The sequence below is a fragment of the Pseudomonas sp. TWRC1-2 genome (assembly GCF_049896685.1).
Classification (GTDB): domain Bacteria; phylum Pseudomonadota; class Gammaproteobacteria; order Pseudomonadales; family Pseudomonadaceae; genus Aquipseudomonas.
In genome coordinates, this window is the sequence record NZ_JAFCUU010000004.1 from 403,865 (window position 1) to 429,292 (window position 25,428).

At 60.6% G+C, this 25,428-nt stretch carries 20 protein-coding genes; 9 read left to right on the forward strand and 11 right to left on the reverse strand.

What is annotated here, in order from left to right:
• Positions 1–25 precede the first annotated feature (25 nt).
• The 4 genes from ACP7B3_RS14435 to ACP7B3_RS14450 form a co-directional block, all read right to left on the reverse strand.
• The gene (locus tag ACP7B3_RS14435) at positions 26–262 is read right to left on the reverse strand and encodes a DUF1653 domain-containing protein (protein ID WP_021490990.1); all 237 of its coding nucleotides are present in this window, start codon (positions 260–262) and stop codon (positions 26–28) included.
• Between the two features lie 97 nt (positions 263–359).
• A complete protein-coding gene (fadA, locus tag ACP7B3_RS14440; RefSeq protein ID WP_106576936.1) occupies positions 360–1,535 on the reverse strand; it encodes an acetyl-CoA C-acyltransferase FadA in 1,176 nt (391 codons plus the stop codon).
• 29 nt (positions 1,536–1,564) lie between these two features.
• Positions 1,565–3,712, reverse strand: coding sequence for a fatty acid oxidation complex subunit alpha FadB (gene fadB, locus ACP7B3_RS14445; protein ID WP_426179317.1), 2,148 nt, complete (start codon positions 3,710–3,712; stop codon positions 1,565–1,567).
• A 495-nt stretch (positions 3,713–4,207) separates the two neighbouring features.
• Positions 4,208–4,645: a hypothetical protein gene (locus tag ACP7B3_RS14450; RefSeq protein ID WP_106576938.1), complete on the reverse strand. Its 438-nt coding sequence runs from the start codon at positions 4,643–4,645 to the stop codon at positions 4,208–4,210.
• A 105-nt stretch (positions 4,646–4,750) separates the two neighbouring features.
• On the opposite strand from ACP7B3_RS14450, the gene ACP7B3_RS14455 reads away from it, so the two are divergent.
• A complete protein-coding gene (locus tag ACP7B3_RS14455; protein WP_145163038.1) occupies positions 4,751–5,203 on the forward strand; it encodes a universal stress protein in 453 nt (150 codons plus the stop codon).
• A 211-nt stretch (positions 5,204–5,414) separates the two neighbouring features.
• Here the strand turns inward: ACP7B3_RS14455 and ACP7B3_RS14460 are convergent, their stop codons facing one another.
• Entirely contained in the window at positions 5,415–7,337 is a 1,923-nt protein-coding gene (locus ACP7B3_RS14460; RefSeq protein WP_426179320.1) for an ATP-binding cassette domain-containing protein, read from the reverse strand.
• A 213-nt stretch (positions 7,338–7,550) separates the two neighbouring features.
• Here ACP7B3_RS14460 and ACP7B3_RS14465 point away from each other — a divergent pair, with 213 nt between their 5' ends.
• Positions 7,551–9,479, forward strand: coding sequence for a transglycosylase SLT domain-containing protein (locus ACP7B3_RS14465; protein ID WP_426179322.1), 1,929 nt, complete (start codon positions 7,551–7,553; stop codon positions 9,477–9,479).
• Positions 9,480–9,756: 277 nt separating this feature from the next.
• Here the strand turns inward: ACP7B3_RS14465 and ACP7B3_RS14470 are convergent, their stop codons facing one another.
• On the reverse strand, positions 9,757–11,544 hold the full coding sequence (locus ACP7B3_RS14470; RefSeq protein ID WP_426179324.1) for an ABC transporter transmembrane domain-containing protein: 1,788 nt from the start codon (positions 11,542–11,544) through the stop codon (positions 9,757–9,759).
• Between the two features lie 258 nt (positions 11,545–11,802).
• On the opposite strand from ACP7B3_RS14470, the gene ACP7B3_RS14475 reads away from it, so the two are divergent.
• A complete protein-coding gene (locus ACP7B3_RS14475) occupies positions 11,803–11,976 on the forward strand; it encodes a PA1571 family protein (RefSeq protein WP_027604248.1) in 174 nt (57 codons plus the stop codon).
• 55 nt (positions 11,977–12,031) lie between these two features.
• On the opposite strand, the gene pdxB is transcribed toward ACP7B3_RS14475, so the two are convergent.
• Positions 12,032–13,174 carry a 4-phosphoerythronate dehydrogenase PdxB gene (pdxB, locus tag ACP7B3_RS14480; RefSeq protein WP_426179326.1) on the reverse strand — a complete coding sequence of 381 codons (1,143 nt, stop codon included), beginning with the start codon at positions 13,172–13,174 and terminating at the stop codon, positions 12,032–12,034.
• A gap of 302 nt (positions 13,175–13,476) precedes the next feature.
• Here pdxB and ACP7B3_RS14485 point away from each other — a divergent pair, with 302 nt between their 5' ends.
• Positions 13,477–14,859: an MATE family efflux transporter gene (locus ACP7B3_RS14485; RefSeq protein WP_145163029.1), complete on the forward strand. Its 1,383-nt coding sequence runs from the start codon at positions 13,477–13,479 to the stop codon at positions 14,857–14,859.
• Here ACP7B3_RS14485 and tusA read toward each other — a convergent pair.
• On the reverse strand, positions 14,856–15,107 hold the full coding sequence (gene tusA, locus ACP7B3_RS14490) for a sulfurtransferase TusA (RefSeq protein ID WP_145163027.1): 252 nt from the start codon (positions 15,105–15,107) through the stop codon (positions 14,856–14,858). The genes ACP7B3_RS14485 and tusA overlap by 4 nt on opposite strands.
• 146 nt (positions 15,108–15,253) lie before the next feature.
• Entirely contained in the window at positions 15,254–16,330 is a 1,077-nt protein-coding gene (gene rlmM / locus ACP7B3_RS14495) for a 23S rRNA (cytidine(2498)-2'-O)-methyltransferase RlmM (RefSeq protein WP_369300631.1), read from the reverse strand.
• A gap of 196 nt (positions 16,331–16,526) precedes the next feature.
• Between rlmM and acnA the strand changes: the two genes are divergently transcribed.
• A complete protein-coding gene (gene acnA / locus ACP7B3_RS14500; protein WP_426179329.1) occupies positions 16,527–19,268 on the forward strand; it encodes an aconitate hydratase AcnA in 2,742 nt (913 codons plus the stop codon).
• A gap of 133 nt (positions 19,269–19,401) precedes the next feature.
• On the opposite strand, the gene ACP7B3_RS14505 is transcribed toward acnA, so the two are convergent.
• A complete protein-coding gene (locus tag ACP7B3_RS14505) occupies positions 19,402–20,340 on the reverse strand; it encodes an aspartyl/asparaginyl beta-hydroxylase domain-containing protein (protein ID WP_145163021.1) in 939 nt (312 codons plus the stop codon).
• A gap of 431 nt (positions 20,341–20,771) precedes the next feature.
• Positions 20,772–21,746 (reverse strand): cysteine synthase A, encoded by a 975-nt coding sequence (gene cysK, locus ACP7B3_RS14510; RefSeq protein ID WP_426179332.1) that lies wholly within the window; start codon positions 21,744–21,746, stop codon positions 20,772–20,774.
• A gap of 124 nt (positions 21,747–21,870) precedes the next feature.
• Between cysK and ACP7B3_RS14515 the strand changes: the two genes are divergently transcribed.
• The 4 genes from ACP7B3_RS14515 to ACP7B3_RS14530 all read left to right on the forward strand — a co-directional run bounded on the left by ACP7B3_RS14515 (position 21,871) and on the right by ACP7B3_RS14530 (position 25,374).
• Complete coding sequence (locus tag ACP7B3_RS14515) at positions 21,871–22,944, forward strand: DUF748 domain-containing protein (RefSeq protein ID WP_145163014.1); 1,074 nt, start codon at positions 21,871–21,873, stop codon at positions 22,942–22,944.
• Between the two features lie 79 nt (positions 22,945–23,023).
• On the forward strand, positions 23,024–23,257 hold the full coding sequence (locus ACP7B3_RS14520) for a hypothetical protein (RefSeq protein ID WP_262206382.1): 234 nt from the start codon (positions 23,024–23,026) through the stop codon (positions 23,255–23,257).
• A 93-nt stretch (positions 23,258–23,350) separates the two neighbouring features.
• Positions 23,351–24,196 (forward strand): AAA family ATPase, encoded by an 846-nt coding sequence (locus ACP7B3_RS14525; RefSeq protein ID WP_058411046.1) that lies wholly within the window; start codon positions 23,351–23,353, stop codon positions 24,194–24,196.
• Positions 24,196–25,374 carry a vWA domain-containing protein gene (locus ACP7B3_RS14530; RefSeq protein WP_017137401.1) on the forward strand — a complete coding sequence of 393 codons (1,179 nt, stop codon included), beginning with the start codon at positions 24,196–24,198 and terminating at the stop codon, positions 25,372–25,374. The genes ACP7B3_RS14525 and ACP7B3_RS14530 overlap by 1 nt, the downstream gene beginning before the upstream one ends.
• Positions 25,375–25,428 lie beyond the last annotated feature (54 nt).

The window sequence follows — 25,428 nt, forward strand, 5'->3', positions numbered from 1 at the left end:
GCGCAGCATTCTGCGCGACCTGCCGTTATTGCCCTGAAAAAAGACTGGGTTCGGCCTGGACCAAAGCAAAGCGCGGGACCTGCTCGCCGTCAACTTCGACGGTCTCCAGGAACATGCTCAATGGGCGCACCCAAAAGCCGTAATCGCCATACAGTGCTTGGTAAAACACCACTTCCTCTTCGGTCTCGGAGTGCCGCGCCACGTTAAAAACGCGGTACTGCGGCCCCTTATAATGTTGGTAGAGCCCTGGTTCGACTTTCATGCTCTGGCCCTCTTGTAAAATTTGTTGAAAAAAAATATTAAAAATTCCAAAAAACAAAAACCGGGGCACTGGGCCCCGGCTTCCGTCAACCCAACGCTTAGACGCGTTCGAAGACGGTGGAAATGCCTTGGCCGAGACCAATGCACATGGTTGCAACCCCAAGGTTGCCGCCATTTTGCTTCATCACGTTAAGCAAAGTGCCGGAAATACGTGCACCGGAGCAACCGAATGGGTGGCCCAGGGCAATCGCACCGCCGTGCAGGTTAACCTTCTCGTTCATCTTGTCGAGTACTTTCAAATCTTTCAGCACTGGCAGGGCCTGTGCGGCGAAAGCTTCGTTGAGCTCGAAGAAGTCGATATCGGAGATGGTCAGGCCCGCGCGCTTCAAGGCTTTTTGTGTGGCCGGTACTGGACCATAGCCCATGATTGCCGGGTCCACACCCGCCACGGCCATCGAACGGATCACGGCCATCGGCTGGATACCCAGGTCCTGGGCACGCTGCGCCGACATCACGATCATGCACGAAGCACCGTCGGTGATTTGCGACGAAGTACCGGCTGTCACGGTGCCGCCCTTTGGATTGAAGGCAGGTTTCAAGGCCGCCAGGCTCTCCAGGGTGGTGTCCGGACGAATGGTTTCGTCGTAGTCGAACAGTTTCAGGAAACCGTTTTCGTCATAGCCGTTCATCGGGATGATTTCATCCTTGAACTTGCCTTCCACCGTCGCCTTGTGGGCGAGCTGGTGGGAGCGCAGGCCGAACGCGTCCTGGGCTTCGCGGGTAATGCCGTGCATTTTGCCGAGCATTTCTGCGGTGAGGCCCATCATGCCCGAGGCTTTTGCCGCGTACAGCGACATGTGCGGGTTAGGGTCGACGCCGTGCATCATGCTGACGTGGCCCATGTGCTCCACGCCGCCGACCACGAACACATCGCCGTTACCGGTCATGATCGCTTGGGCAGCGGTGTGCAGCGCGCTCATCGATGAGCCACACAGGCGGCTGACGGTCTGGCCAGCGGCGGTGTGCGGGATCTGGGTCATCAACGACGCCATGCGCGCGATGTTCCAGCCCTGCTCCAGGGTCTGGTTGACGCAGCCCCAGATCACGTCTTCGACTTCGTTCGGGTCAACCTTGACGTTACGTTCCAGCAACTTGCTGATCAGGTGCGCCGACATGTCTTCGGCGCGGGTGTTGCGGTGCATGCCGCCCTTGGAGCGGCCCATCGGTGTGCGACCGAAGTCGACAATCACCACGTCTCTTGGATTCAAGCTCATAAATATTCTCGCTCTAGTCGTCTGGGCGCTTAACCGAAGAAGCTCTGGCCATTTTTGGCCATTTCACGCAGCTTCGCGGTCGGGTGGTACAGCGGGCCCAGATCAGCGTATTTGTCAGCCAGGGCAACGAACTCGGCCACACCGATCGAATCGATGTAACGCAGCGCACCACCACGGAATGGAGGGAAGCCAATACCGTACACCAGGCCCATATCGGCTTCGGCGGCGGTTTCAACGATGCCGTCTTCCAGGCAACGCACGGTTTCCAGGCACAGGGCGATCATCATCCAGTTGATGATGTCCTCATCGGACACCTCACGCTGCTCGTAGATGACCGGCGCGAGTACTTCGTGCACCGAAGGGTCGGCCACTTTCTTCTGTTTGCCCTTCTTGTCGGCCTCGTAGGCGTAGAAGCCCTTGCCGTTCTTCTGGCCCAGGCGCTTGGCTTCGTAGAGCGCGTCGATCGCCGAACGGCGGTCGTCTTTCATGCGGTCCGGGAAGCCTTCGGCCATGACGTCACGACCGTGGTGGCCGGTGTCGATGCCGACCACGTCCATCAGGTACGCCGGGCCCATTGGCCAGCCGAATTTTTCCATGACCTTGTCGATACGCACAAAGTCCACACCGGCGCTGACCAGCTTGGCGAAACCGCCGAAGTACGGGAACAGCACGCGGTTGACCAAAAAGCCCGGGCAGTCGTTAACGACGATCGGGTTCTTGCCCATTTTCTTGGCGTAGGCAACGGTAGTAGCAATCGCCAGCTCGCTGGACTTCTCGCCACGGATCACTTCCACCAGCGGCATCATGTGCACCGGGTTGAAGAAGTGCATGCCGACGAAGTTTTCCGGACGCTTGAGGGCCTTGGCCAACAAGCTGATGGAAATGGTCGAAGTGTTCGAGGCCAGAATGGTGTCTTCTTTAACCTGGGCTTCTACTTCGGCCAGTACGGCTTGCTTGACCTTCGGGTTCTCGACAACCGCTTCGACCACCAGGTCGACGTGGCCGAAATCGCCGTAGGACAGCGTAGGACGAATGCCGTTAAGCACTTCAGCCATCTTCGCTGCGGTCATGCGACCTTTATCAACGCGGCCCACCAGCAGCTTGGCGGCTTCCGCCAAGCCTTGCTCGATGCCGTGTTCGTTGATGTCTTTCATCAGGATCGGCGTGCCTTTGGAGGCCGACTGATAGGCGATACCGCCGCCCATGATACCGGCGCCGAGTACGGCAGCCTGTTTCACGTCTTTGGCGATTTCGTCGTAGGCCTTGGCCTTTTTCTTCAGCTCCTGATCATTCAGGAACAGGCCGATAAGGCTCTGGGCAGCCGAGGTTTTCGCCAGTTTGACGAAGCCTGCAGCTTCCACTTCCAGGGCTTTGTCGCGACCGAAGTTCGCGGCCTTCTGGATGGTCTTGATCGCTTCAACCGGCGCCGGGTAGTTCGGGCCGGCCTGGCCTGCCACGAAACCTTTGGCGGTTTCGAACGACATCATTTGTTCGATGGCGTTGAGCTTGAGTTTTTCGAGCTTTGGCTGACGCTTGGCCTTGTAGTCAAATTCGCCGCTGATGGCGCCTTTGATCAGGTTCAGTGCAGCTTCGGCCAGTTTGTCCGGGGCAACCACAGCATCGACGGCACCGACTTTCAGCGCGTCTTCGGCTTTGTTTTCCTTGCCGGCGGCAATCCACTCGATGGCGTTGTCGGCACCGATGATGCGCGGCAGGCGCACGGTGCCGCCAAAACCTGGGTAGATGCCCAGTTTGACTTCAGGCAGACCGATTTTGGCGGTCGCCGACATGACACGGAAGTCTGCGGCCAGGCACATTTCCAGACCGCCGCCCAACGCGATGCCATTGATCGCGGCGACGGTTGGCACGTTGAGGTCTTCGAAATCGCTGAAAATCTTGTTGGCTTTGAGGTTGCCAGCCACCAGCTCGGCATCGGGCAGCTTGAAGTTGTCGACGAATTCGGTGATGTCAGCGCCGACGATAAACACGTCCTTGCCGCTGGAGACGATCACGCCCTTGACCGAAGCATCTGCTTTGATGGTGTCTACGGCCTGACGCAATTCATTCAGGGTTAGACGGTTGAACTTGTTGACGGACTCACCCTTGAGGTCGAATTTCAATTCGACGATGCCACTTTCAAGAGCCTTAACCGTGATGGCTTTACCTTCGTAAATCATCAACTGATCTCCACGATATGGAAGCTGAACAGTACACATTGGACGCTGGCCTCTGGTTGGACATTGATTATTGGGTCAATGCTCATGCCAATCCGCCAGGCACACCCGCCAACGCGCTAGTCGGGGTTCTGTATGAGCGGTCTGACAGACAAACGCTCAATTCATACGCCCGTTTGATTTGGGTACGTCACCTTCATCCAATTCCGGGCAATTGTCAATCGCTCGAAAGGCTAGGAAAAACGCGACTTTCCAGTCAGTTCAGAACCCAGGCCCACGGCTTACGCCTGGCCAATATTCAACTATTCACGAAATCAATAATGGAAATTTTGTAGGAAAAGACTGTACAGAACAGGATATGCCGCTAGGCTAGCGACAACCTTAATGCGCCTGGATGAACATCCGACGCATGCATCACAGATTTACCGGCCTGCCTGGCCAACTCCAGCCCGATGATGATGTCGGGCTTTTTATTGCCTGGGTTTTATCCGACAGGCATCAAGCCAGGGCCTTGAGCAGCGCATCAATGTCCTTCAACACACTCGCCTCGCCCTTCTCGCCCCAGTACAGGGCGATCATCTGCTTGTCCGCCTCGACCTTGTAGACGTTATCCGGCAGGGTCGCAAAGTGCGCCAACAACGTCTCATCGACGCACACTTCGCGCCACTGATTGACCCAAACCCCGGGCTCCAGCTGCCAGTAACACCAAAGGGCCGGCGCACTTGCGCGGCGCGGTCGGCAGTACTGCGCGCAAGGGCTTGGCGGCTCGTGCTTGAGCCAGTACGGCCAGTCCTGCGGCGCCAATTGCATGGCCAGGCCGATGCGGCGCGCCTCCATCCGCAGGGCCATGCGCCCGCTCTGATGGCGCGAGGGGCGCAACCATGCCAGAGGGCTCAGTACCACGAGAAGGATTGACACCACTATCCAGACCGTCATATGTGTACTCCCGAATTTCTAGATGAGCGGATTTGACCTGACGCAACCCCATCCGCTTGAAAGCAGCCATACTGAACTTATTGCAGTCCCCTGGAGGAACGCGCCATGTCCAACGAACACTCCTACAAACATATCCTGGTCGCTGTCGACCTGACCGAAGAGTGCGACCCAGTGATCAAGCGCGCGCAGGCTTCAGCAATCGCCAACGGCGCCAAGCTGTCACTCGTGCATATCGTCGAGCCTATGGCCATGGCGTTTGGTGGCGACGTGCCCATGGACCTTTCCCAGTTGCAGCAACAACAGTTTGACCAGGCCAAAGAGCGCCTGGACCGGTTGATCCTCAAGTACCCGGAAGTGACCAAGGAAAACTCCCACCTCACCTACGGCCAGCCTCGTCAGGAAATCCACCACCTGGCCAAGGAACAGGGCTGCGACCTGATCGTGGTCGGCAGCCACGGCCGTCATGGCCTGGCGTTGCTGCTGGGCTCGACCGCCAATGACGTACTGCACGGCGCGCCGTGTGATGTGCTGGCGGTAAAACTGGTAAAAAATACTTAAGAACGGCGCCAAACAACTGTGGGAGCGGGCTGATGTGGGAGCTGCCTTGCCTGCGATAGCATCACCGCAGGCCAACTGACGCACCGCGGTGCCTGCATCGCGGGCAAGCCCGACTCCCACACAAGCCGTGCCACATTTTTAATCGCACTCCATATAAAAAGCCCGGCGTTCATACAAATGGGCGCCGGGCTTTTTAGTGCGCTTGAATCACTCAGGCATCCAGCTCGGCCCAACGCTCAACCAACACTTCCAGCTCCTGGTTCAACGTTTCCAGGGACGCAATGACCTTGGCGGTTTCCGCCGCCGGACGCAGGTAGAAACCTGCCTCAGCCATTTCTGCTTCTACTGCGGCAATCTGCTGTTCCTTGGCGTCGATATCGCCCGGCAAGGCTTCCAGCTCACGTTGCAGCTTGTAGCTGAGCTTCTTCTTGGTCGACGGTGCAGCGTCCTGGGCCGGAGCAGCAGCGGCAGCCACTGGCGCAACGACAGCGGAGGTCAGGTCGGCCTTGCCGGACTTGCTCTCGGTCACGCCCAGCAGGCGCGGCGAGCCGCCCTGACGCAGCCAGTCCTGGTAACCACCGACGTATTCACGCACCTTGCCTTCACCTTCGAAGACCAGCGTGCTGGTGACCACGTTGTCGAGGAATGCCCGGTCGTGGCTGACCATCAGCACGGTGCCGTTGAAGGTCAGCAAGACCTCTTCCAGCAGTTCGAGGGTTTCCACGTCGAGGTCGTTGGTCGGTTCGTCGAGCACCAGCAGGTTGGCCGGCTTGCTGAACAGCTTGGCCAGCAGCAGGCGCGCACGCTCACCACCGGACAAGGCTTTCACCGGCGTACGTGCGCGTTGCGGACTGAACAGGAAGTCGCCCAGGTAGCTCAGCACGTGGCGGCTCTGGCCGTCGATGTCGATAAAGTCGCGACCTTCGGCGACGTTGTCGATCACGGTTTTTTCCAGGTCCAACTGATGGCGCAACTGGTCGAAGTAGGCCACGTCGATGCGCGTGCCCTCTTCCACCGTGCCGCTGGTCGGTTGCAGACCATTGAGCATCAGCTTGAGCAAGGTGGTCTTGCCGGTGCCGTTGGCGCCCAGCAGGCCGATACGGTCGCCGCGCTGCAGGACCATCGAGAAGTCTTTGATCAGGAACGGGCCGTCCGGGTGATGGAAGCTGACGTTTTCCAGGACCATCACCTGCTTGCCCGACTTGTCGGCGGTATCCAGCTGGATATTGGCCTTGCCGGTGCGTTCACGGCGCTCGCTGCGCTCAACGCGCAGAGCTTTCAAGGCGCGTACACGGCCTTCGTTACGGGTGCGACGGGCCTTGATGCCCTGGCGAATCCAGACTTCTTCCTGGGCCAGCTTTTTGTCGAAAAGCGCGTTGGCGGTTTCTTCAGCGGCCAGCGTGGCCTCTTTGTGCACCAGGAAGCTGGCGTAGTCGCCGTTCCAATCGATCAGGCCGCCACGGTCCAGTTCGAGGATGCGCGTGGCCAGGTTCTGCAGGAAGGAACGGTCGTGCGTGATGAACAGCACGGCGCCCTGGAAATCCTTGAGGGCTTCTTCCAGCCAGGCGATTGCGCCGATGTCCAAGTGGTTGGTTGGTTCGTCGAGCAGCAACAAATCCGGCTCGGACACCAGCGCCTGAGCCAGCAGCACGCGACGACGCCAGCCGCCGGACAACTCGGCGAGGGTCTTGTCGGCCGGCAGTTGCAGGCGGCTCAGGGTGCTGTCGACCAGTTGCTGCAAGCGCCAGCCGTCACGGGCTTCGAGGTCTTGCTGGACATGCATCAGCTTGTCCAGGTCCTCTTCGGTGACGCAGTTCTGTGCCAGGTGGTGGTATTGCGCGAGCAACTCGCCGACGCCGTCCAGGCCTTCGGCAACCACGTCGAACACTGTCCGTCCGTCGGCCACCGGCAATTCTTGCGGCAATTCGCCGATCTTCAGGCCCGGGGCACGCCAAACAGAGCCGTCATCGGGCTTCTGATCGCCTTTAACCAGCTTCATCATGCTGGACTTGCCGGTGCCGTTGCGGCCGATGATGCACACCCGCTCACCACGGGCGATCTGCCAGGACACCTTGTCCAACAACGGCATAGCGCCGAAAGCAAGGGACACATCGCTGAATTTGAGCAGGGTCATACGCTTCTCCAAAAACTGGGCGCGCATTCTACCTGACTTGAAGGTGGGATGCGGCCGGCATTTTCGCTGGCGACACGTTCTGCAGGACATTTACGATGAACTTCAGCCAGCCGGCCGGCAAAGCTTTCGCCGGTCGCTGGCAAAAGGCTAAGCTAGGGGCAATCAGTGTCGGCGGTGCCGGTGCTAGTCGTGATTTCTCTGCACGGACGTCTCATGCGCAGTCGCCTTTTCAACTTTTTATCTTGTCTGCTTCTTTCCGCCACCGCCGTTCAATCCGCCCAGGCCGTGGACCTCACCACCCAACGTCAATATTACGATGAAGCCAAACGCGCCCTCGCCAAAGGCGACAGCGGGTCGTACATGCAATACAGCCAGGCCCTGGCCGACTACCCGCTCACGCCGTACCTGGCCTATGACGAGCTGACCGCGCGCCTGAAAACCGCGAGCAACGAGGAAATCGAACAGTTTCTCGCAAAAAACGGCGACCTGCCCCAGGCCAACTGGATGAAGCTGCGCTGGTTGCGCTGGCTGGCCGATCGTGGCGACTGGCAGACGTTTGAAAAGTACTACGACGCCAAACTCAATTTCGTCGAACTGGACTGCCTGCATGGTCAGTACCAGCTCACCCATAACTTGAAAGCCGAAGGCTACAAGACCACCGAAAAACTCTGGCTGACCGGCAAATCCCAACCCGCCGCGTGTGATGCCACGTTCGGCCAGTGGGCCGCCGATGGCCAACTCACTGAACAGAAAATCTGGGACCGCGCCAAGCTTGCCGCCGAAGCCCGCAACTACGCGCTGGCCAACAGCCTGGTGAAAACCCTGCCGACCCTCGGCGCCCAAGGCCGACTGATGGTCGACGTGGCGCAAAAGCCGGACATGCTCAGCGACCCGTCGCGCTTCCTGCCGGCCAACGAGGCCATGTCTGACGCCGTCGGCCTGGGCCTGCGCCGCCTGGCACGCCAGGACCCGGACAAGGCCATGGCGCTGCTCGACGGCTACGCCAGCAGCATGCACTTCTCCCGTGACGAAAAAGTGTCGATCGCCCGCGAAATCGGCTTGACCCTGGCACGCCGCTACGACCCGCGCGCGCTGGACGTGATGACCAAATACGACCCGGAGCTGCGTGATAACACCGTCTCCGAATGGCGCCTGCGCCTGCTGCTGCGTCTGGCACGCTGGGAAGATGCCTACCAGTTGACCCGCAAACTCCCACAAGACCTGGCGACCACCAACCGCTGGCGTTACTGGCAAGCGCGCAGCCTGGAGCTGGCCGAGCCGAAAAACCCGCAGCCGCTGGTGCTCTACAAAAACCTCGCGCAGGAACGGGATTTCTACGGTTTCCTCGCCGCCGACCGCTCCAAAGCGCCGTATCAGCTGAAAAACAAGCCGCTGGTGATGAGCCAGGCGCTGGTCAACAAGGTCCGTAACACGCCCGGTGTACGCCGCGCGCTGGAGTTCTATGCACGTGGCCAGATTGTCGATGGCCGCCGCGAGTGGTACCACGTGAGCCGCCACTTCAACCGCGATGAAATGGTCGCCCAGGCCAAGCTGGCCTACGACATGAAGTGGTACTTCCCGGCGATCCGCACCATCAGCCAGGCCCAGTACTGGGATGACCTGGATATCCGCTTCCCGATGGCCCACCGTGACACCCTGGTGCGCGAAGCCAAGGTGCGTGGCCTGCATTCCAGCTGGGTGTTTGCCATCACCCGCCAGGAAAGTGCCTTTATGGACGACGCACGCTCCGGCGTCGGCGCCAGCGGCCTGATGCAACTGATGCCCGGCACCGCCAAGGAAACCGCGCGCAAGTTCAGCATCCCGCTGGCCTCCCCGGCCCAGGTGCTGGACCCGGACAAAAACATCCAGCTTGGCGCCGCCTACCTGAGCCAGGTGCACAGCCAGTTCAACGGCAACCGCGTGCTTGCCTCCGCCGCCTACAACGCCGGCCCAGGGCGCGTACGCCAATGGCTGCGTGGTGCTGATCACCTGAGTTTTGATGTGTGGGTGGAAAGCATCCCGTTCGACGAAACCCGCCAGTACGTGCAGAACGTGCTGTCTTATTCGGTGATCTACGGGCAAAAACTCAACTCACCGCAGCCGCTGGTGGATTGGCATGAGCGGTATTTTGATGATCAGTAAGGCTGACTGACAAAGAGCCTGTGGCGGGTTTACTGGTGCAGGGGCTTGGTGTGGCCAGCAGGGTAAATGTAGCCAGCAGGCCCGTTGTGGTGAGCAAGCTTGATGTGGCGAGCAGGCTTGCCCTGCGCTGGAGTGCGAAGCGCTCCCATTCAGGCGCCTCGGTATAACCGCTCAAACCGAGTACACAGGTTTTGGGGCTGCTACGCAGCCCAACGCGGGGCAAGCCCGCTCGCCACAACAAGCCCGCTCGCCACAGGAACAGCGCAATGCAGCCCGGCTAGCCCTCGCTTTTCGCGACCTCATCACCCTCATTGAACTGCAACGCCGCCAACCGCGCATACAGCGGATTGCTCGCGATCAGCTGCTGATGCGTGCCCACTGCCACCAGCTTGCCCTGGTCCATCACTGCAATGCGGTCGGCGTTTTTCACCGTTGCCAACCGATGCGCAATCACCAAGGTGGTGCGGCCCTGCATCAGTTGCGGCAACGCCTGCTGAATCAAATGCTCGCTCTGGGCATCCAGTGCGCTGGTGGCTTCGTCCAGCAGCAGGATCGGCGCGTCCACCAACAACGCACGGGCGATGGCCAGGCGTTGGCGCTGGCCGCCGGAGAGGCCCATGCCGCCGTCGCCAAGGTGGGTCTGATAGCCCTGGGGCATTTGCAGGATGAAGTCGTGGGCATGGGCGATGCGCGCCGCGGCCTCGACCTGCGCGGTGGTGGCGCACGGGTTGCCGTAGCGGATGTTTTCTTCGACGCTGCCGAAAAACAGCGCCGGGCTTTGCGACACCAATGCGAAGTGGCGGCGCAGGTCCATCGGGTCGAGCGCGGTCAGCGCGTGGCCTTCGAGCAGGATGCGGCCGTGCTGGGGGTCATAGAAACGCAGCAGCAGGTCGAAGATCGTGGACTTACCGGCGCCGGATGGGCCGACCAGTGCCAGGGTTTCGCCGGGATGGATGGTCAGGCTCAAACCGTCGATGGCGTAGCTGTCCGGGCGCGACGGGTAGGAAAAGCGCAAGTCTTGCAGTTCCATGCGGCCGCTGACGCGCTCCGGTAACTGTACGGTGCCATCAGCGGGGGCCTGGATTTCGTTGATCGACTGCAACAACTCGCCAATCCGCTCGGCAGCACCGGCGGCGCGTTGCAGTTCGCCAAGCACTTCGCTCAAGGTGCCGACCGCACTGCCCACGATCAGGCTGTAAAACACGAACGCGGCCAGCTCACCGCCGGAAATACGGCCGCCAATCACGTCCATCCCGCCGACCCACAGCATCACGCCAACGGCGCCGAGCACCAGCATGATCACCAGCGTAATCAGCCAGGCGCGTTGCACGATACGTTTGCGCGCGGTGGCAAAGGCCTCTTCCACGGTAACGGCAAAACGCTGCTCGTCCTGGACCTGATGGTTGTAGGCCTGCACGGTCTTGATCTGGCCGAGGGTCTCGGACACATAACTGCCGACGTCAGCAATGCGGTCCTGGCTCAGGCGCGAGAGGCTGCGCACACGCCGGCCGAAAATCAGGATCGGCGCCAGCACCAGTGGCAGCGCGATCACCACGATACTGGTGAGCTTGGGGTTGGTGACAAACAGCAGCACGATGCCGCCGATGACCATCAGGGCATTGCGCAGGAACAGCGACAGCGAGGAGCCGATCACCGATTGCAGCAAGGTGGTGTCGGTGGTCAACCGCGACTGGATTTCCGAGCTGCGATTGTTTTCGTAAAAGCCGGGGTGCAGGTAGATCAAATGGTTGAACACCTGCCGGCGAATATCCGCCACCACCCGTTCACCGATCCACGACACCAGGTAAAACCGCGCAAACGTACCCACGGCCAGGCCCAGCACCAGAATCATGAACAGACCGATGGACTGGTTGAGCAGGTGCGGCGACTGCGTCATGAAGCCCTGGTCGACCAGCAGGCGAATGCCCTGCCCCATGGACAAGGTGATGCCTGCCGTGACGATCAGCGCCAGCAAGGCACCCAGCGCCTGCCAACGGTAGGGCGCGATAAAGCGGCTGGCCAAGCGGATCGCACGGCGTTGACGGACTGAGAACATGGAGGGCATCACCTGCGCAGGGGAGATAAGTATCTACACCACAACATTGGGGGAACTTGAGTAAATAACAATGAGTCAGCTTAATTATGCCCGCCGATGCTGATCCCTAGAGGTTATCGGTCTAACCCCCCGCTGGAAATTTGTATCGCTTTCTGGTGGACTGGTTGTTCGAACCGGTGACTTTGTAAGGAGTTGTAATAGCTTGGTCACGCGGGGGGCTTAATGTAAGAAACACAGTAGGTACACAACCTGATGAGGAGACAGGCCATGACCTTGCAAAACAGCAGCGATGCCAAGATTGAAGTGATCCGCCAACCGCAGCATCTGCCTTGCTCCGTGATCGACGCTCAAGGCCGCGAAGTGCAGATTACCGAAGAGATGATCCAGCAAGCGTGCCGCGAACTGGAACAGCGCCTGGTCAAGCCTGCGCAGCAAGGCTGATACGCCCGAGCTCTTTCAAACCCGGCCCCTGTGGCCGGGTTTTTTATGCCGCGCGTCAGAGCAGTTCGGCGCCAAGGGCGGTGACGATCGCCGACAGCGCGGCAGAGTCGCCATTGATTCGCACCTTCAAGCCGTCAATCTCACGGCGCTGCGGGTAATGCTTGCGCAGCAGGTCGAACGCCTTGCGCTGTTCGTCCACAGAGCCTACGAGGCTACGGCGCAAATCCGCGTCATCACGGCGCGGGTCGTACACGCTGCGGCACAAGGTCGCCAACGCCCAGGCCGGGTCGGTCGAAGCGTTCAAGTGCACCTCGGCCAGCCACGGCTGCGGCAGCAGATCACTTAGCTGGATGCTCGGCGCCTGGCCCAGATGGGCGCAGAACGCCTGATAAATCTGTGCAGTGCCGCGCTGCTTGCCGTCGAGGCTGTAACCGGCGATATGTGGGGTTGCCAGCACACACAGGTCAGCCAAATCGACATCCACTTCGGGCTCGCCTTCCCACACGTCCAACACCGCTTGCAGGTCCTCACGCTCCAGCAACACTTCGCGCAGGGCCGCGTTATCCACCACCGGGCCACGGCTGGCGTTGATCAGCCAGGCGCCAGGCTTGAGGCGGTTGAGGCGCTCGCGGTCAAACAAATGCCAGGTGGAGCCGTTGCCGGATTTGCTCAGTGGTGTGTGCAGACTGATGACGTCGCACTGCTGGATGATCTGTTCGAGGCTGACGTAATCGCCGTCTTCAGCGATCTGACGCGGCGGGTCGCACACCAGCACGTTCCAGCCCAGGCCCTTGAGCACCTTGACCAGCCGCCCGCCGACTTCACCGGCACCGACAACGCCATAGGTGCGCTGATTGAGGTCGACGCCTTCGATTTCGGCCAGGGTCTGCAGGCTGCCCAGCACATAGTCCACCACGCCACGCGCATTGCAGCCCGGCGCGCTGGACCAAGTGATGCCGGCCTGCTTGAAGTAATCGAGGTCCAGATGGTCGGTGCCGATGGTGCAGGTGCCGACAAACCGTACCTGTGTGCCTTCCAGCAACGCGCGGTTGACGTTGGTCACCGAGCGCACCAGCAGCACGTCGGCCTGCTCGACCGTGGCGCGGTCGATGGACCGGCCGGGCACCCGGCGAATCTCGCCAAACCCTTCGAAGAATGCATCGAGCAGCGGGATATTTTCGTCGGCAACAATCAGCATGGCAGGCTCCTTTCGCGGACCAGCAGTGTACAGGGATGCGACTTGCGTAACACCGCAGATGCCAGGTGGGCAGTGCTTATGTGGGAGCCAGACTGGTGTGGGAGCTGGCTTGCCTGCGATGCAGACACCTCGGCCCAACCGCTGCATCGAGCTGATGCTATCGCGGGCAAGCCCGACTCCCACAGGGGTTATGTGCCGGCTCTGGGATTGCTTACAAATCGCTAACACAGGTTTTTTCCTGACCGGTGCGTCAGCGCGTAGACTGCGCCGTCCTTTGCAACACTTTTACTGGACACTCGCACGTGAACACTGCCACCACCGCCCTCTCCCGCCCCGCCCGCGTCAGCCGCGAGGTGCGCAGCCTGCTGACCCTGGCCCTGCCGATCATGATCGGCCAACTCGCGACCACCGCCATGGGCTTCGTCGACGCGGTGATGGCCGGGCGCGTGAGCCCGCGAGACCTGGCAGCCGTGGCCCTGGGCAACTCGATCTGGATTCCGGTGTATCTGCTGATGACCGGCACTTTGCTGGCCACCACGCCCAAGGTCGCCCAGCGCTTCGGTGCCGGCCACTACTCCGAGATCGGCCCGCTGGTGCGTCAATCGTTGTGGCTGGCCGTGGTGGTCGGGCTCACCGCGCTGCTGATGCTGGTCAGCGCCGAGCCGATCCTGCATGCGATGAATGTCGACCCCGAGCTGATCAAACCGTGCATGGCCTACTTGCACGGCATCGCCTCCGGCATGCCGGCCATCGCCCTGTATTACGTGCTGCGCTGCTTCAGCGACGGCCTGGGTCGCACGCGGCCGAGCATGGTCATGGGCCTGTGCGGGCTGGCGCTGAATATTCCGCTGAACTACGTGTTCATTTATGGCCACTTCGGCGTGCCGGCCATGGGCGGCGTGGGTTGCGGCTGGGCCACGGCAATCGTGATGTGGGTGATGATGCTCGGGCTGGCCGCCTGGACCCGCTGGGCACCGGCCTATCAGAGCAGCGAGTTGTTCAAACGTTTCGACTGGCCAAAATGGTCGGTGATCAAGCGTGTGCTGAGCATCGGCCTGCCGATTGGCATTGCGGTGTTTGCCGAATCGAGCATCTTTGCGGTGATCGCCCTGCTGATCGGCAGCCTGGGCGCCAGCGTAGTGGCCGGGCACCAGATCGCGCTGAACTTCAGTTCGCTGGTGTTCATGATCCCTTACTCGCTGAGCATGGCCGTTACCGTGCGTGTCGGCCAGGCCCTTGGCCGTGGTGAGCCGCGTGAAGCGCGTTTTGCCGCTGGGGTCGGCATGGGCACGGCACTGACCTACGCGTGCCTGTCCTGCAGCCTGATGCTGCTGTTTCGCGAGCAGATTGCCACGATCTATACGCCTGACCCGTCGGTGATCCACGTGGCGTCGATGCTGATCGTGTTTGCGGCGCTGTTCCAGTTTTCGGACGCGATCCAGGTCACGGCCGCCGGCGCGCTGCGGGGTTATCAGGACACACGGGTGACCATGGTGCTGACCTTGTTCGCGTATTGGGGCGTGGGGCTGCCGGTGGGTTACGCGCTGGGGCTGACCGATTGGCTGGGCGCCGCCAGTGGCCCCAGCGGCCTGTGGCAGGGACTGATCGTGGGCTTGAGCTGCGCCGCGGCGATGCTGGTGATCCGCCTGACACGCAGCGCGCGCCGGCGGATTCGCCTGGTTTAATCGGCCTTCTTGCGAATCCAGTACAAGTACGTACCGGCCTGTTCCTGCTGATCCACCAGTTCGTGGTCAAGGAACACGCAGAACTTGGGAATATCGCGGCGGGTCGACGGGTCGGTCGCGATCACCTTGAGCAAGCCGCCGGGCGGCAAGTCGCGGATGTGCTGGTGCAACATCATCACCGGCTCGGGGCAGTTGAGGCCGGTGGCGTCGAGCACGGCGTCTGCCGGCAAATCGAGGGGCTGATTCATACATCACTCCTGAAACGGGCGCCGCTCAACAGGTGGGAGCGGGCTTGCTCGCGAAGACGCGGGCACATTCAACATAAATTTCGACTGTTATACCGCTTTCGCGAGCAAGCCCGCTCCCACATTGGTCTTGTGGTTACCTCAAGGTGTCAGCGGGACTTCTGCTTCTTCACATCCACCAGCCGACGCAAGTGGCAGGTCACTTCCTCACGGTCGTGGTACAGCTGCTTGCAGCCGATCTCAACACGAATACCACGCGCCTTGAAGCCGTCTTCAATGCGTTCCAGCAAACGCTTCACCTCGGCGTAACGCTGCTTCATCGGCAATTTCAGGTTCACCACCGCCTCACGGCAATAGCCTTCGCCAATCCAGGTTTCCAGCAGGGCCGCGTTACGCGCCGGCTTCTCGACGATATCGCAGACCATCCAGTCCACCGGCTGCTTGGGCACAAAGGTAAAGCCGTCGGCCATCAGGTGCTGAACCAGGCCGGTGTCCATCAGGCTTTCGGCCATTGGGCCGTTGTCGATGGCCGTAACCAACATGCCACGGTTGACCAATTGCCAGGTCCAGCCGCCAGGCGCTGCGCCGAGGTCGACGCCGGTCATGTCGCTGTGCAGGCGCTCATCCCACTGGTCGCGGGGGATAAAGTGGTGCCAGGCCTCTTCCAGCTTCAGGGTGGAGCGGCTGGGCGCCTCACGCGGGAACTTGAGGCGCGGGATGCCCATCGGCCACATCGCCGAGTTGTTCGACTCGGCCAGGCCCATGAACACTTCGCGGCCGCTCTTGAAGGTCAGCAGCAGGCGCGGCTTGCTCGGTTCATCGACCAGCTTGCCGGCATTCAACAAGGCTTTGCGCAGGTGCACTTCGAATTTCTTGCAGAAGTTCGACAGTTCCTTGCCGTCGTTGGTGTCGACCATCTCCAGCCACAGGCTGCCGCACACCGGGAAGCCTTGCAGGTGCGCGAGGATCACGCTGATACGGTCGGTTTCCGGCAGGTCGATGAACACCCCGCGCGCCCACTGCCTCGGGAAGATCAGCTCGGCAAAGCGCTGGCCGTGCATCAGGCGCTGGGCGCCGTCCTCGACGGTGCAGACAAATTCGGCGCAGGCGCTGCCGGTCTTGGTCTTGGCATAGCCGGAAACGTTTAGGCGCGCGGCGTGTTCCGCGATCTCGGAACAGACTTCGCCTTCAAAACCCGGCCGGCAGTGCATAAAAAGGGTGTTCATCAACTCTCCTGGTGAATCAACCGGCATTGCGCTATCGCACTACCTGTCATGAAAACGCGCGCATGATAGCCGAGTTCGGAACCTTGGACTTAACGATAGAGTCCAGTTATTAGCCTGCTAATGAAAACAGGGCTAAGTTGAAAGCTCTGTTCGTCCCGTCAGGTCCGTAGCCGTGCGGACCATAAGGAGTCATGTAATGTCATCCCTTGATAGCCTGAGAACCCTTAAAACCCTGCAAATCGACGACAAGACTTACCACTACTTCAGCTTGCCCGAAGCCGCCAAGAGCCTGGGTGACCTGGATAAGCTGCCGATGTCCCTCAAGGTTCTGCTGGAAAACCTGCTGCGCTGGGAAGACGGCAAAACCGTCACCGGCACCGACCTCAAGGCCATCGCCGCCTGGCTCAAAGAGCGCCAGTCCGACCGCGAAATCCAATACCGCCCGGCCCGCGTGCTGATGCAAGACTTTACCGGCGTGCCCGCCGTGGTCGACCTGGCCGCCATGCGCGCCGCCGTGGCCAAGGCCGGTGGCGACCCGCAGCGCATCAACCCGCTCTCCCCCGTGGACCTGGTCATCGACCACTCTGTGATGGTCGACAAATTCGGCAGTACCAGCGCGTTTGAGCAAAACGTCGACATCGAAATGCAGCGCAACGGCGAACGCTACGCCTTCCTGCGTTGGGGCCAAAGCGCCTTTGACAACTTCAGCGTGGTGCCACCGGGCACCGGCATCTGCCACCAGGTCAACCTTGAATACCTGGGCCGCACCGTGTGGACCAAGGACGAAGACGGCCGCACTTACGCCTTCCCGGACACGCTGGTAGGCACCGACTCGCACACCACCATGATCAACGGCCTGGGCGTACTCGGCTGGGGCGTGGGCGGCATCGAAGCAGAAGCGGCGATGCTCGGCCAGCCGGTGTCGATGCTGATTCCGGAAGTGATCGGCTTCAAGCTCACCGGCAAACTCAAGGAAGGCATCACCGCCACCGACCTGGTGCTGACCGTGACCCAGATGCTGCGTAAAAAAGGCGTGGTGGGTAAGTTCGTCGAGTTCTACGGCGACGGCTTGGCCGACCTGCCGCTGGCCGACCGCGCCACTATTGCCAACATGGCGCCGGAATACGGCGCCACGTGCGGCTTTTTCCCGGTGGATGAAGTGACGCTGGACTACCTGCGCCTGTCCGGCCGCCCTGCCGAAACCGTCAAGCTGGTGGAGGCCTACACCAAGGCCCAGGGCCTGTGGCGCAACGCCGGCCAGGAGCCGGTGTTCACCGACACCCTGGCGCTGGACATGGGCAGCGTCAAAGCCAGCCTCGCCGGGCCGAAACGCCCGCAGGACCGTGTGTCGCTGCCGAATGTGGGCCAGGCCTTCAGCGATTTCCTCGACCTGCAATTCAAACCAACCAGCAAAGAAGAAGGCCGCCTGGAAAGCGAAGGCGGCGGCGGTGTCGCCGTGGGCAACGCCGACTTGGTGGGCGAAACCGACTATGAGTACGACGGCCACACCTATCGCCTGAAAAACGGCGCCGTGGTGATTGCCGCGATTACCTCGTGCACCAACACGTCCAACCCCAGCGTGATGATGGCCGCAGGCCTGGTGGCAAAAAAAGCCGTGGAAAAAGGCCTGACCAGCAAACCCTGGGTAAAAACCTCGCTGGCGCCTGGCTCCAAAGTGGTCACCGACTATTACAAGGCAGCGGGCCTCACCCAATACCTTGACCAACTGGGCTTCGACCTTGTGGGTTACGGCTGCACCACGTGCATCGGTAACTCGGGGCCATTGCCTGAACCGATCGAGAAAGCTATCCAGAAAGCCGACCTCGCCGTCGCCTCGGTGCTGTCCGGCAACCGTAACTTCGAGGGCCGCGTACACCCCCTGGTGAAAACCAACTGGCTGGCCTCGCCGCCCCTGGTGGTCGCCTATGCGTTGGCCGGCACGGTGCGCATCGACATCAGCCGCGAGCCGCTGGGCGAAGGCAAAGACGGCCAGCCGGTGTACCTGAAAGACATCTGGCCAAGCAGCCAGGAAATCGCCGACGCCGTGGCCCAAGTCAGCACCGGCATGTTCCACAAGGAATATGCCGAGGTGTTTGCCGGCGATGAGCAGTGGCAAGCGATTGAAGTGCCGCAAGCGGCGACTTACGTATGGCAGAAAGACTCTACGTACATCCAGCACCCACCGTTCTTCGACGACATCGCCGGGCCACTGCCGGTCATCGAGGACGTCAAAGGCGCCAATGTACTGGCCTTGCTGGGCGATTCGGTAACCACCGACCACATCTCCCCTGCTGGCAACATCAAGGCCGACAGCCCCGCCGGGCGCTACCTGCGCGAGCAGGGCGTGGAACCGCGTGACTTCAACTCCTACGGCTCACGCCGGGGCAACCATGAAGTAATGATGCGCGGCACGTTTGCCAATATCCGTATCCGCAACGAAATGCTCGGCGGCGAAGAAGGCGGCAACACGCTGTACATCCCCACCGGCGAGAAGATGCCGATCTACGATGCGGCCATGAAATACCAGGCGTCGGGCACACCGCTGGTGGTGATCGCCGGCCAGGAATACGGCACCGGCTCCAGCCGCGACTGGGCAGCCAAGGGCACCAACCTGCTGGGAGTCAAGGCGGTGATCGCCGAGAGCTTCGAGCGGATTCACCGTTCCAACCTGGTGGGCATGGGCGTGCTGCCGTTGCAGTTCAAGCTGGATCAGAACCGCAAGGCGCTCAAACTCACCGGCAAGGAGAAGATCGACATTCTTGGGCTGACCCATGCCGAGATTGAGCCGCGCATGAACCTGACGTTGGTGATTACGCGCGAGGATGGCAGCAGCGAGAAGGTCGAGGTGCTGTGCCGGATCGACACCCTCAATGAAGTGGAATACTTCAAGGCGGGCGGCATCTTGCACTATGTGCTGCGCCAGTTGATCGCCTCTTAAGCAACACTGCAAAACCAATGTGGGAGGGGGCTTGCCCCCGATGGCGGTGGATCAGGTATAGGTACTCAACCTGACACACCGCTATCGGGGGCAAGCCCCCTCCCACATATCAACCTGTGTTTAACCTTTCAAATCAGCTGAACAACCACTTCCACAGCAGCACCAGCACCACCACCGCCAGCACCGGCCGCGCAATGCGGTAGGCCTTGGGGTGCTTGCGTTTCCATTGCTTGACCACGCCGCTGAACTTGTCGCTGAAGGTCTTGCTCCAGGCATACGCCTGGTTGATCCCGCCAACACGTTCATCATCCAGATTCTGCGGCGCGGTTGCGCGGCCCAACTGCATGCTGACCCAGCGGTTGACGCGGGTCATGAGGCGATTGCTCAGCGGGCGTTCGATGTCGCAGAACAGGATCACGCGGGTCTGGTCGGTTTCGTTCTTCACCCAATGCACGTAGGTTTCGTCGAACATCACGTCCTCACCGTCGCGCCAGGCATAGACCTGACCATCGACGAAGATGCGGCAATCGTCGGAGTTTGGCGTGGACAACCCGAGGTGATAGCGCAGCGAACCGGCAAACGGGTCGCGGTGCGGGTTGAGGTGACTGCCGCCCGGCAACAGCGCGAACATCGCGCCCTTGACGTTGGGGATGCTGCTGACCAGGGCCACGGTTTTCGGGCACAGCGCCTCGGCCGATGGCAGCGGTTTGTCGTACCACTTGAGGTAGAAACGCTTCCAGCCCTTCTTGAAGAACGAACCGAAACCGGCGTCGTTGTTCTTTTCGGCGGCGCGGATGTAACCCTCGTCGAACAGGTGCATGGCCTCTTCGCGGATCACTTCCCAATTGTCCTTGAGCACATCCAACTCCGGGAACTTGCTGCGGTCCAAGTACGGTTTGGACGGCACGGCCGAGAACAGGTACATCAGGGCGTTATAGGGTGCGAACAGCGCCGAATGGTTGACGAACTGACGCAACATCGGCAAACGCGCCTTGCCACGCAGGTGCACATACAGCGTGCTGCCGATAAACAACAGCAACACCGACAGTTTGGCGGCCAAAGAAAAGGTCATGCAGCAACTCCTGGAAATAAGCGCCTGGCCAACAGCCTCCCGTCGACGGGAAACCAGACGTAGCAGCCGGCCATGATAAACACTTGGGCCATTATGCAGAAGGCCCAGGCCGACCGGCTGACATAAATCAACACCCTGGGGGCCTTGTGGCTGGCGGGGTTGTCGTGGCCTGCGGGCTGGTTGTGGCTTGCAGGCTGTCGTGGCGAGCGGGCTGGTTGTGGCGAGAAGGCTTGTTGTGGCGAGCGGGCTTGCCCCGCGTTGGAGCGCGCAGCGCTCCCACTTCAGACGCCGCGGTGCAACTGATAAACCGCGGCGTCAGGTTTTGGGGGCTGCTTCGCAGCCCAACGCGGGGCAAGCCCGCTCGCCACAACAAGCCCGCTCGCCACGACAGCCTGCAAGCCACAACAAGCCTTCTTGCCACCGAGAACCGATCAGGCCTGGGTTTCCTGGTCGGTGAACAAATCGCTGAACAACATGCTCGACAGGTAGCGCTCACCGGAGTCGGGCAGGATCACCACGATGGTCTTGCCCTGCATTTCCGGTTTCTCGGCCAGACGCACGGCCACGGCCATTGCGGCGCCACAGGAAATACCGCACAAAATCCCCTCTTCCTGCATCAGGCGCAGCGCCATGGCCTTGGATTCCTCGTCGGTCACCAGCTCTACGCGGTCCACCATCGACAGATCGAGGTTTTTCGGCACAAACCCGGCGCCGATGCCCTGGATCTTGTGCGGGCTCGGCTTGATCTCTTCACCGGCCAACGCCTGGGTGATCACCGGCGAAACGATCGGCTCGACCGCCACCGACAGAATCGGCTTGCCCGCCGTGTTCTTGATATAACGCGACACGCCAGTGATGGTGCCGCCGGTGCCGACGCCCGCCACCAGCACGTCCACGGCACCATCGGTGTCGTTCCAGATTTCCGGGCCGGTGGTTTTTTCGTGGATCGCCGGGTTGGCCGGGTTTTCGAACTGCGCCGGCATGAAGTAGGTGGCCGGGTCGCTGGCGACGATCTCGCCAGCCTTGTCGATCGCGCCTTTCATGCCTTTGGCCGGCTCGGTCAACACCAGCTCGGCGCCAAGCGCCTTGAGCACTTTACGCCGCTCGATGCTCATCGACGCCGGCATGGTCAGCAGCAGCTTATAGCCACGGGCGGCGGCGACAAATGCCAGGCCGATGCCGGTGTTGCCGGAAGTCGGTTCTACAATGGTCATGCCCGGCTTGAGTTTGCCGGTGCTTTCGGCGTCCCAGACCATGTTCGCGCCAATGCGGCACTTCACCGAATAACCCGGGTTACGCCCCTCGATCTTGGCCAGGATGGTCACGCCACGTGGAGCGATGCGGTTGATCTGCACCAGGGGCGTGTTACCGATGGAGTGCGCGTTGTCTGCAAAGATACGGCTCATGACGGGTCCTTAAGGCAATTTCAACAAGGCCACAAGGGTATGCCTCGGGCTGGTGGGCGTCCAGTCAGAGGAACGTTGCGCCGGTGCGCGCGGTCCATCGCCTATAACGTTGGAGAACCTGCACATGAAACGTCGCTACAGTGGGCTGCTATGGATCGTCGCCATACTGGTGGTAGTACTGATTGCCCTGGACCTCGCCCTGCCCTATCTGGTGCGCAACTACCTGAACGACAAGCTCGCGGACATGGGTGACTACCGCGGCCAGGTCACGGATGTGGACGTGGCGCTGTGGCGCGGGGCCTATAAAATCAACGGCCTGCAGATCGTCAAAGTCGACGGCAAAGTGCCGGTTCCGTTCGTCAAAGCGCCGGTGATCGACGTGTCGGTGAGCTGGCATTCGTTGTGGTACGACCATGCGGTGGTGGCCGAGGTGCAGTTCTTCCAGCCCGAGCTGAACTTCGTCGACGGTGGCAACCAACAGGCATCGCAGACCGGTAAAGGCACCGACTGGCGTGAACAGTTGGGCAAATTGTTGCCGATCACCCTTAACGAAGTCCGCATTCAGGACGGCAAGATTGCCTTCCACAACTTCAATTCCAAGCCCGCGGTGAATATCTACGCCACCCAGGTCAACGCCAGCTTCTACAACCTGACCAATGTGGTGGACATCAAAGGCAAGCGGGACGCCACCTTTGAAGGCAAGGCGCAATTGCTCGGCCAGGCACCACTGGAAGCCACCGCTGCTTTCGACCCGCTGAGCAACTTCGAAGACTTCGAATTCCGCTTTCGCGCCAAAGATATTCAACTCAAACGCCTGAATGACTTCGCGTCGGCGTACGGCAAGTTCGACTTCAAGGCCGGCACGGGCGATGTGGTGGTCGAAGCCCAGGCCGAAAAAGGCCAACTGAGCGGTTATATCAAGCCGCTGCTGCGTGACGTAGAGGTGTTCGACTGGAAACAGGATGTCGAAAACAAGGACAAGAATATCTTCCGCTCGATCTGGGAAGCCGTGGTCGGCGCCAGCGAGACCGTATTAAAGAACCAGAACAAAAACCAGTTTGCCACCCGCGTGGAACTCAGCGGCAGCGTGCACCAGCAAAATATCAGCGCGTTCTCGGCATTTTTGGCGATTTTGCGTAATGGTTTTATCCAGGCATTCAATGCCCGGTATGAACAACCCAAGCCCAGTGCAAACTGAGTCCTACGCCCTGCCGGGAAACGGGCTATCGGTTAGCGTGCCGACGGATCAATGACAACAACGAGTAAGGACACTGAGCATGCGCATCACAGGCTGGATACTGACAATTCTTGGCTACCTCTTGGCCTATTCAGGCTTCGTGAAAATAGTGGGGTTCGCCATGCACGGCGGCCCTCTCGCCGGCATGATGATCCTCGCCGGCATCGGCACACTGGTTTTGGCTGCGCTGGCCCTGTGGGGCGGCAGCAAGCTCAGGGACAAAGCGGACGCGCGGGCGTACGCGTTGGAGAAAGCCGCCAAGGGTCGCGTGTGACCGGCCATTCAGAGACTGAATAACCCGTCTGCGTTCACAGTCGCCGGGGCCGCGCGGTATAGTCCGGGCATTGATGAATTCGAGGAATGACCGATGAAGTTCGAAGGCACCCAGGCCTATGTGGCTACCGATGACCTGAAACTGGCCGTCAACGCCGCCATCACCCTGGAACGGCCGTTGCTGGTCAAGGGCGAGCCCGGCACCGGCAAGACTATGCTTGCCGAGCAACTGGCCGAATCCTTTGGCGCCAAGCTGATCACCTGGCACATCAAATCCACCACCAAGGCACATCAGGGCCTCTACGAGTACGACGCGGTCAGCCGCCTGCGCGACTCGCAACTGGGCGTGGACAAGGTCCACGATGTGCGCAACTACCTGAAGAAGGGCAAGCTCTGGGAAGCCTTCGAGTCCGAGGAGCGGGTGATTCTGCTGATCGATGAAATCGACAAGGCCGACATCGAGTTCCCCAACGACCTGCTGCAAGAACTCGACAAGATGGAGTTCTACGTCTACGAAATTGACGAGACCATCAAGGCCAAGAAACGCCCGATCATCATCATTACCTCCAACAACGAGAAAGAGCTGCCGGACGCGTTCCTGCGCCGCTGCTTCTTCCATTACATTGCCTTTCCCGACCGCTCCACCCTGCAAAAGATCGTCGATGTGCACTACCCCGACATCAAGAAAGACCTGGTCAGCGAAGCGCTGGACGTGTTCTTCGACGTGCGCAAGGTGCCAGGCCTGAAGAAAAAGCCGTCCACCTCCGAACTGGTCGACTGGCTCAAGCTGCTGATGGCCGACAACATCGGCGAAGCCGTGTTGCGCGAACGCGACCCCACCAAAGCCATCCCGCCGTTGGCCGGTGCCCTGGTGAAAAACGAGCAAGACGTGCAGTTGCTGGAACGTCTGGCCTTCATGAGCCGTCGCGGTAATCGATAATGTTGCTCAACCTGTTCAATGAGATGCGTGCCGCCAAGGTGCCGGTGTCGGTGCGCGAGCTGCTCGACCTGATCAATGCGCTGAAACAGCGTGTGGTCTTCGCCGACATGGACGAGTTTTACTACTTGGCCAGGGCGATTCTGGTCAAGGACGAACGGCATTTCGACAAGTTCGACCGCGCGTTCGGTGCCTATTTCAACGGCCTGGAAAAGCTCGACGACCACCTGCAGGCGCTGATTCCCGAAGAGTGGCTGCGCAAGGAATTCGAACGCTCGTTGAGCGATGAAGAGCGTGCGCAGATCCAGTCCCTCGGTGGCCTGGACAAGCTCATCGAAGAATTCAAGAAACGCCTGGAAGAACAGAAAGAGCGCCATGCCGGCGGCAACAAGTGGATCGGCACCGGCGGCACCAGCCCGTTCGGCTCCGGCGGCTACAACCCGGAAGGCATCCGTGTGGGTGACGCCGGCAAGCGCCAGGGCAAGGCGGTAAAAGTCTGGGACCAGCGCGAGTACAAGAACCTCGACGATCAGGTGGAGCTGGGCACGCGCAACATCAAGATCGCCCTGCGCCGCCTGCGCAAGTTTGCGCGCCAGGGTGCGGCCGAAGAGCTGGACATCGACGGCACCATCGACCACACCGCCCGCGATGCCGGGCTGCTGAATATCCAGATGCGCCCGGAGCGGCGCAACACCATCAAACTGCTGTTGCTGTTCGACATCGGCGGCTCAATGGACGCCCACGTGAAGATCTGCGAAGAGCTGTTCTCCGCGTGCAAGACCGAGTTCAAGCACCTGGAGTACTTCTACTTCCATAATTTCGTGTACGAGTCGGTGTGGAAGAACAACCAGCGGCGCACCTCCGAACGCACCTCCACCCAGGACTTGCTGCATAAATACGGCGCCGATTACAAAGTGATTTTTATCGGCGATGCGTCGATGGCGCCGTATGAAATCACCCAGGCCGGCGGCAGCGTCGAGCACTGGAATGAGGAGCCTGGGTACGTGTGGATGCAGCGCTTCATGGCCAAGTACAAGAAGCTGATCTGGATTAACCCGTACCCGAAAGACACGTGGGGGTATACGGCGTCGACGGGGATTGTGCGGGAGTTGGTGGAAGATCAGATGTACCCGCTGACGCTGCGGGGCCTGGAAGAAGGGATGCGGTTTCTCTCCAAGTAACTCACATGCACCATAAATCCAATGTGGGAGGGGGCTTGCCCCCGATAGCAGCGC

Excerpts from the sequence above, each read along its gene's own strand:
- ACP7B3_RS14525 (WP_058411046.1), top strand. The coding sequence starts at position 23,351 with ATGAAGTTCGAAGGCACCCAGGCCTATGTGGCTACCGATGACCTGAAA.
- ACP7B3_RS14505 (WP_145163021.1), bottom strand. The coding sequence starts at position 20,340 with ATGACCTTTTCTTTGGCCGCCAAACTGTCGGTGTTGCTGTTGTTTATC.
- pdxB (WP_426179326.1), bottom strand. The coding sequence starts at position 13,174 with ATGCTGATTGTTGCCGACGAAAATATCCCGCTGCTCGATGCATTCTTC.
- tusA (WP_145163027.1), bottom strand. The coding sequence starts at position 15,107 with ATGAATCAGCCCCTCGATTTGCCGGCAGACGCCGTGCTCGACGCCACC.
- ACP7B3_RS14475 (WP_027604248.1), top strand. The coding sequence starts at position 11,803 with ATGACCTTGCAAAACAGCAGCGATGCCAAGATTGAAGTGATCCGCCAA.
- ACP7B3_RS14450 (WP_106576938.1), bottom strand. The coding sequence starts at position 4,645 with ATGACGGTCTGGATAGTGGTGTCAATCCTTCTCGTGGTACTGAGCCCT.
- fadA (WP_106576936.1), bottom strand. The coding sequence starts at position 1,535 with ATGAGCTTGAATCCAAGAGACGTGGTGATTGTCGACTTCGGTCGCACA.
- cysK (WP_426179332.1), bottom strand. The coding sequence starts at position 21,746 with ATGAGCCGTATCTTTGCAGACAACGCGCACTCCATCGGTAACACGCCC.
- ACP7B3_RS14530 (WP_017137401.1), top strand. The coding sequence starts at position 24,196 with ATGTTGCTCAACCTGTTCAATGAGATGCGTGCCGCCAAGGTGCCGGTG.
- ACP7B3_RS14455 (WP_145163038.1), top strand. The coding sequence starts at position 4,751 with ATGTCCAACGAACACTCCTACAAACATATCCTGGTCGCTGTCGACCTG.
- ACP7B3_RS14435 (WP_021490990.1), bottom strand. The coding sequence starts at position 262 with ATGAAAGTCGAACCAGGGCTCTACCAACATTATAAGGGGCCGCAGTAC.
- ACP7B3_RS14460 (WP_426179320.1), bottom strand. The coding sequence starts at position 7,337 with ATGACCCTGCTCAAATTCAGCGATGTGTCCCTTGCTTTCGGCGCTATG.
- ACP7B3_RS14515 (WP_145163014.1), top strand. The coding sequence starts at position 21,871 with ATGAAACGTCGCTACAGTGGGCTGCTATGGATCGTCGCCATACTGGTG.
- ACP7B3_RS14520 (WP_262206382.1), top strand. The coding sequence starts at position 23,024 with ATGCGCATCACAGGCTGGATACTGACAATTCTTGGCTACCTCTTGGCC.
- acnA (WP_426179329.1), top strand. The coding sequence starts at position 16,527 with ATGTCATCCCTTGATAGCCTGAGAACCCTTAAAACCCTGCAAATCGAC.
- ACP7B3_RS14465 (WP_426179322.1), top strand. The coding sequence starts at position 7,551 with ATGCGCAGTCGCCTTTTCAACTTTTTATCTTGTCTGCTTCTTTCCGCC.
- ACP7B3_RS14470 (WP_426179324.1), bottom strand. The coding sequence starts at position 11,544 with ATGCCCTCCATGTTCTCAGTCCGTCAACGCCGTGCGATCCGCTTGGCC.
- fadB (WP_426179317.1), bottom strand. The coding sequence starts at position 3,712 with ATGATTTACGAAGGTAAAGCCATCACGGTTAAGGCTCTTGAAAGTGGC.
- rlmM (WP_369300631.1), bottom strand. The coding sequence starts at position 16,330 with ATGAACACCCTTTTTATGCACTGCCGGCCGGGTTTTGAAGGCGAAGTC.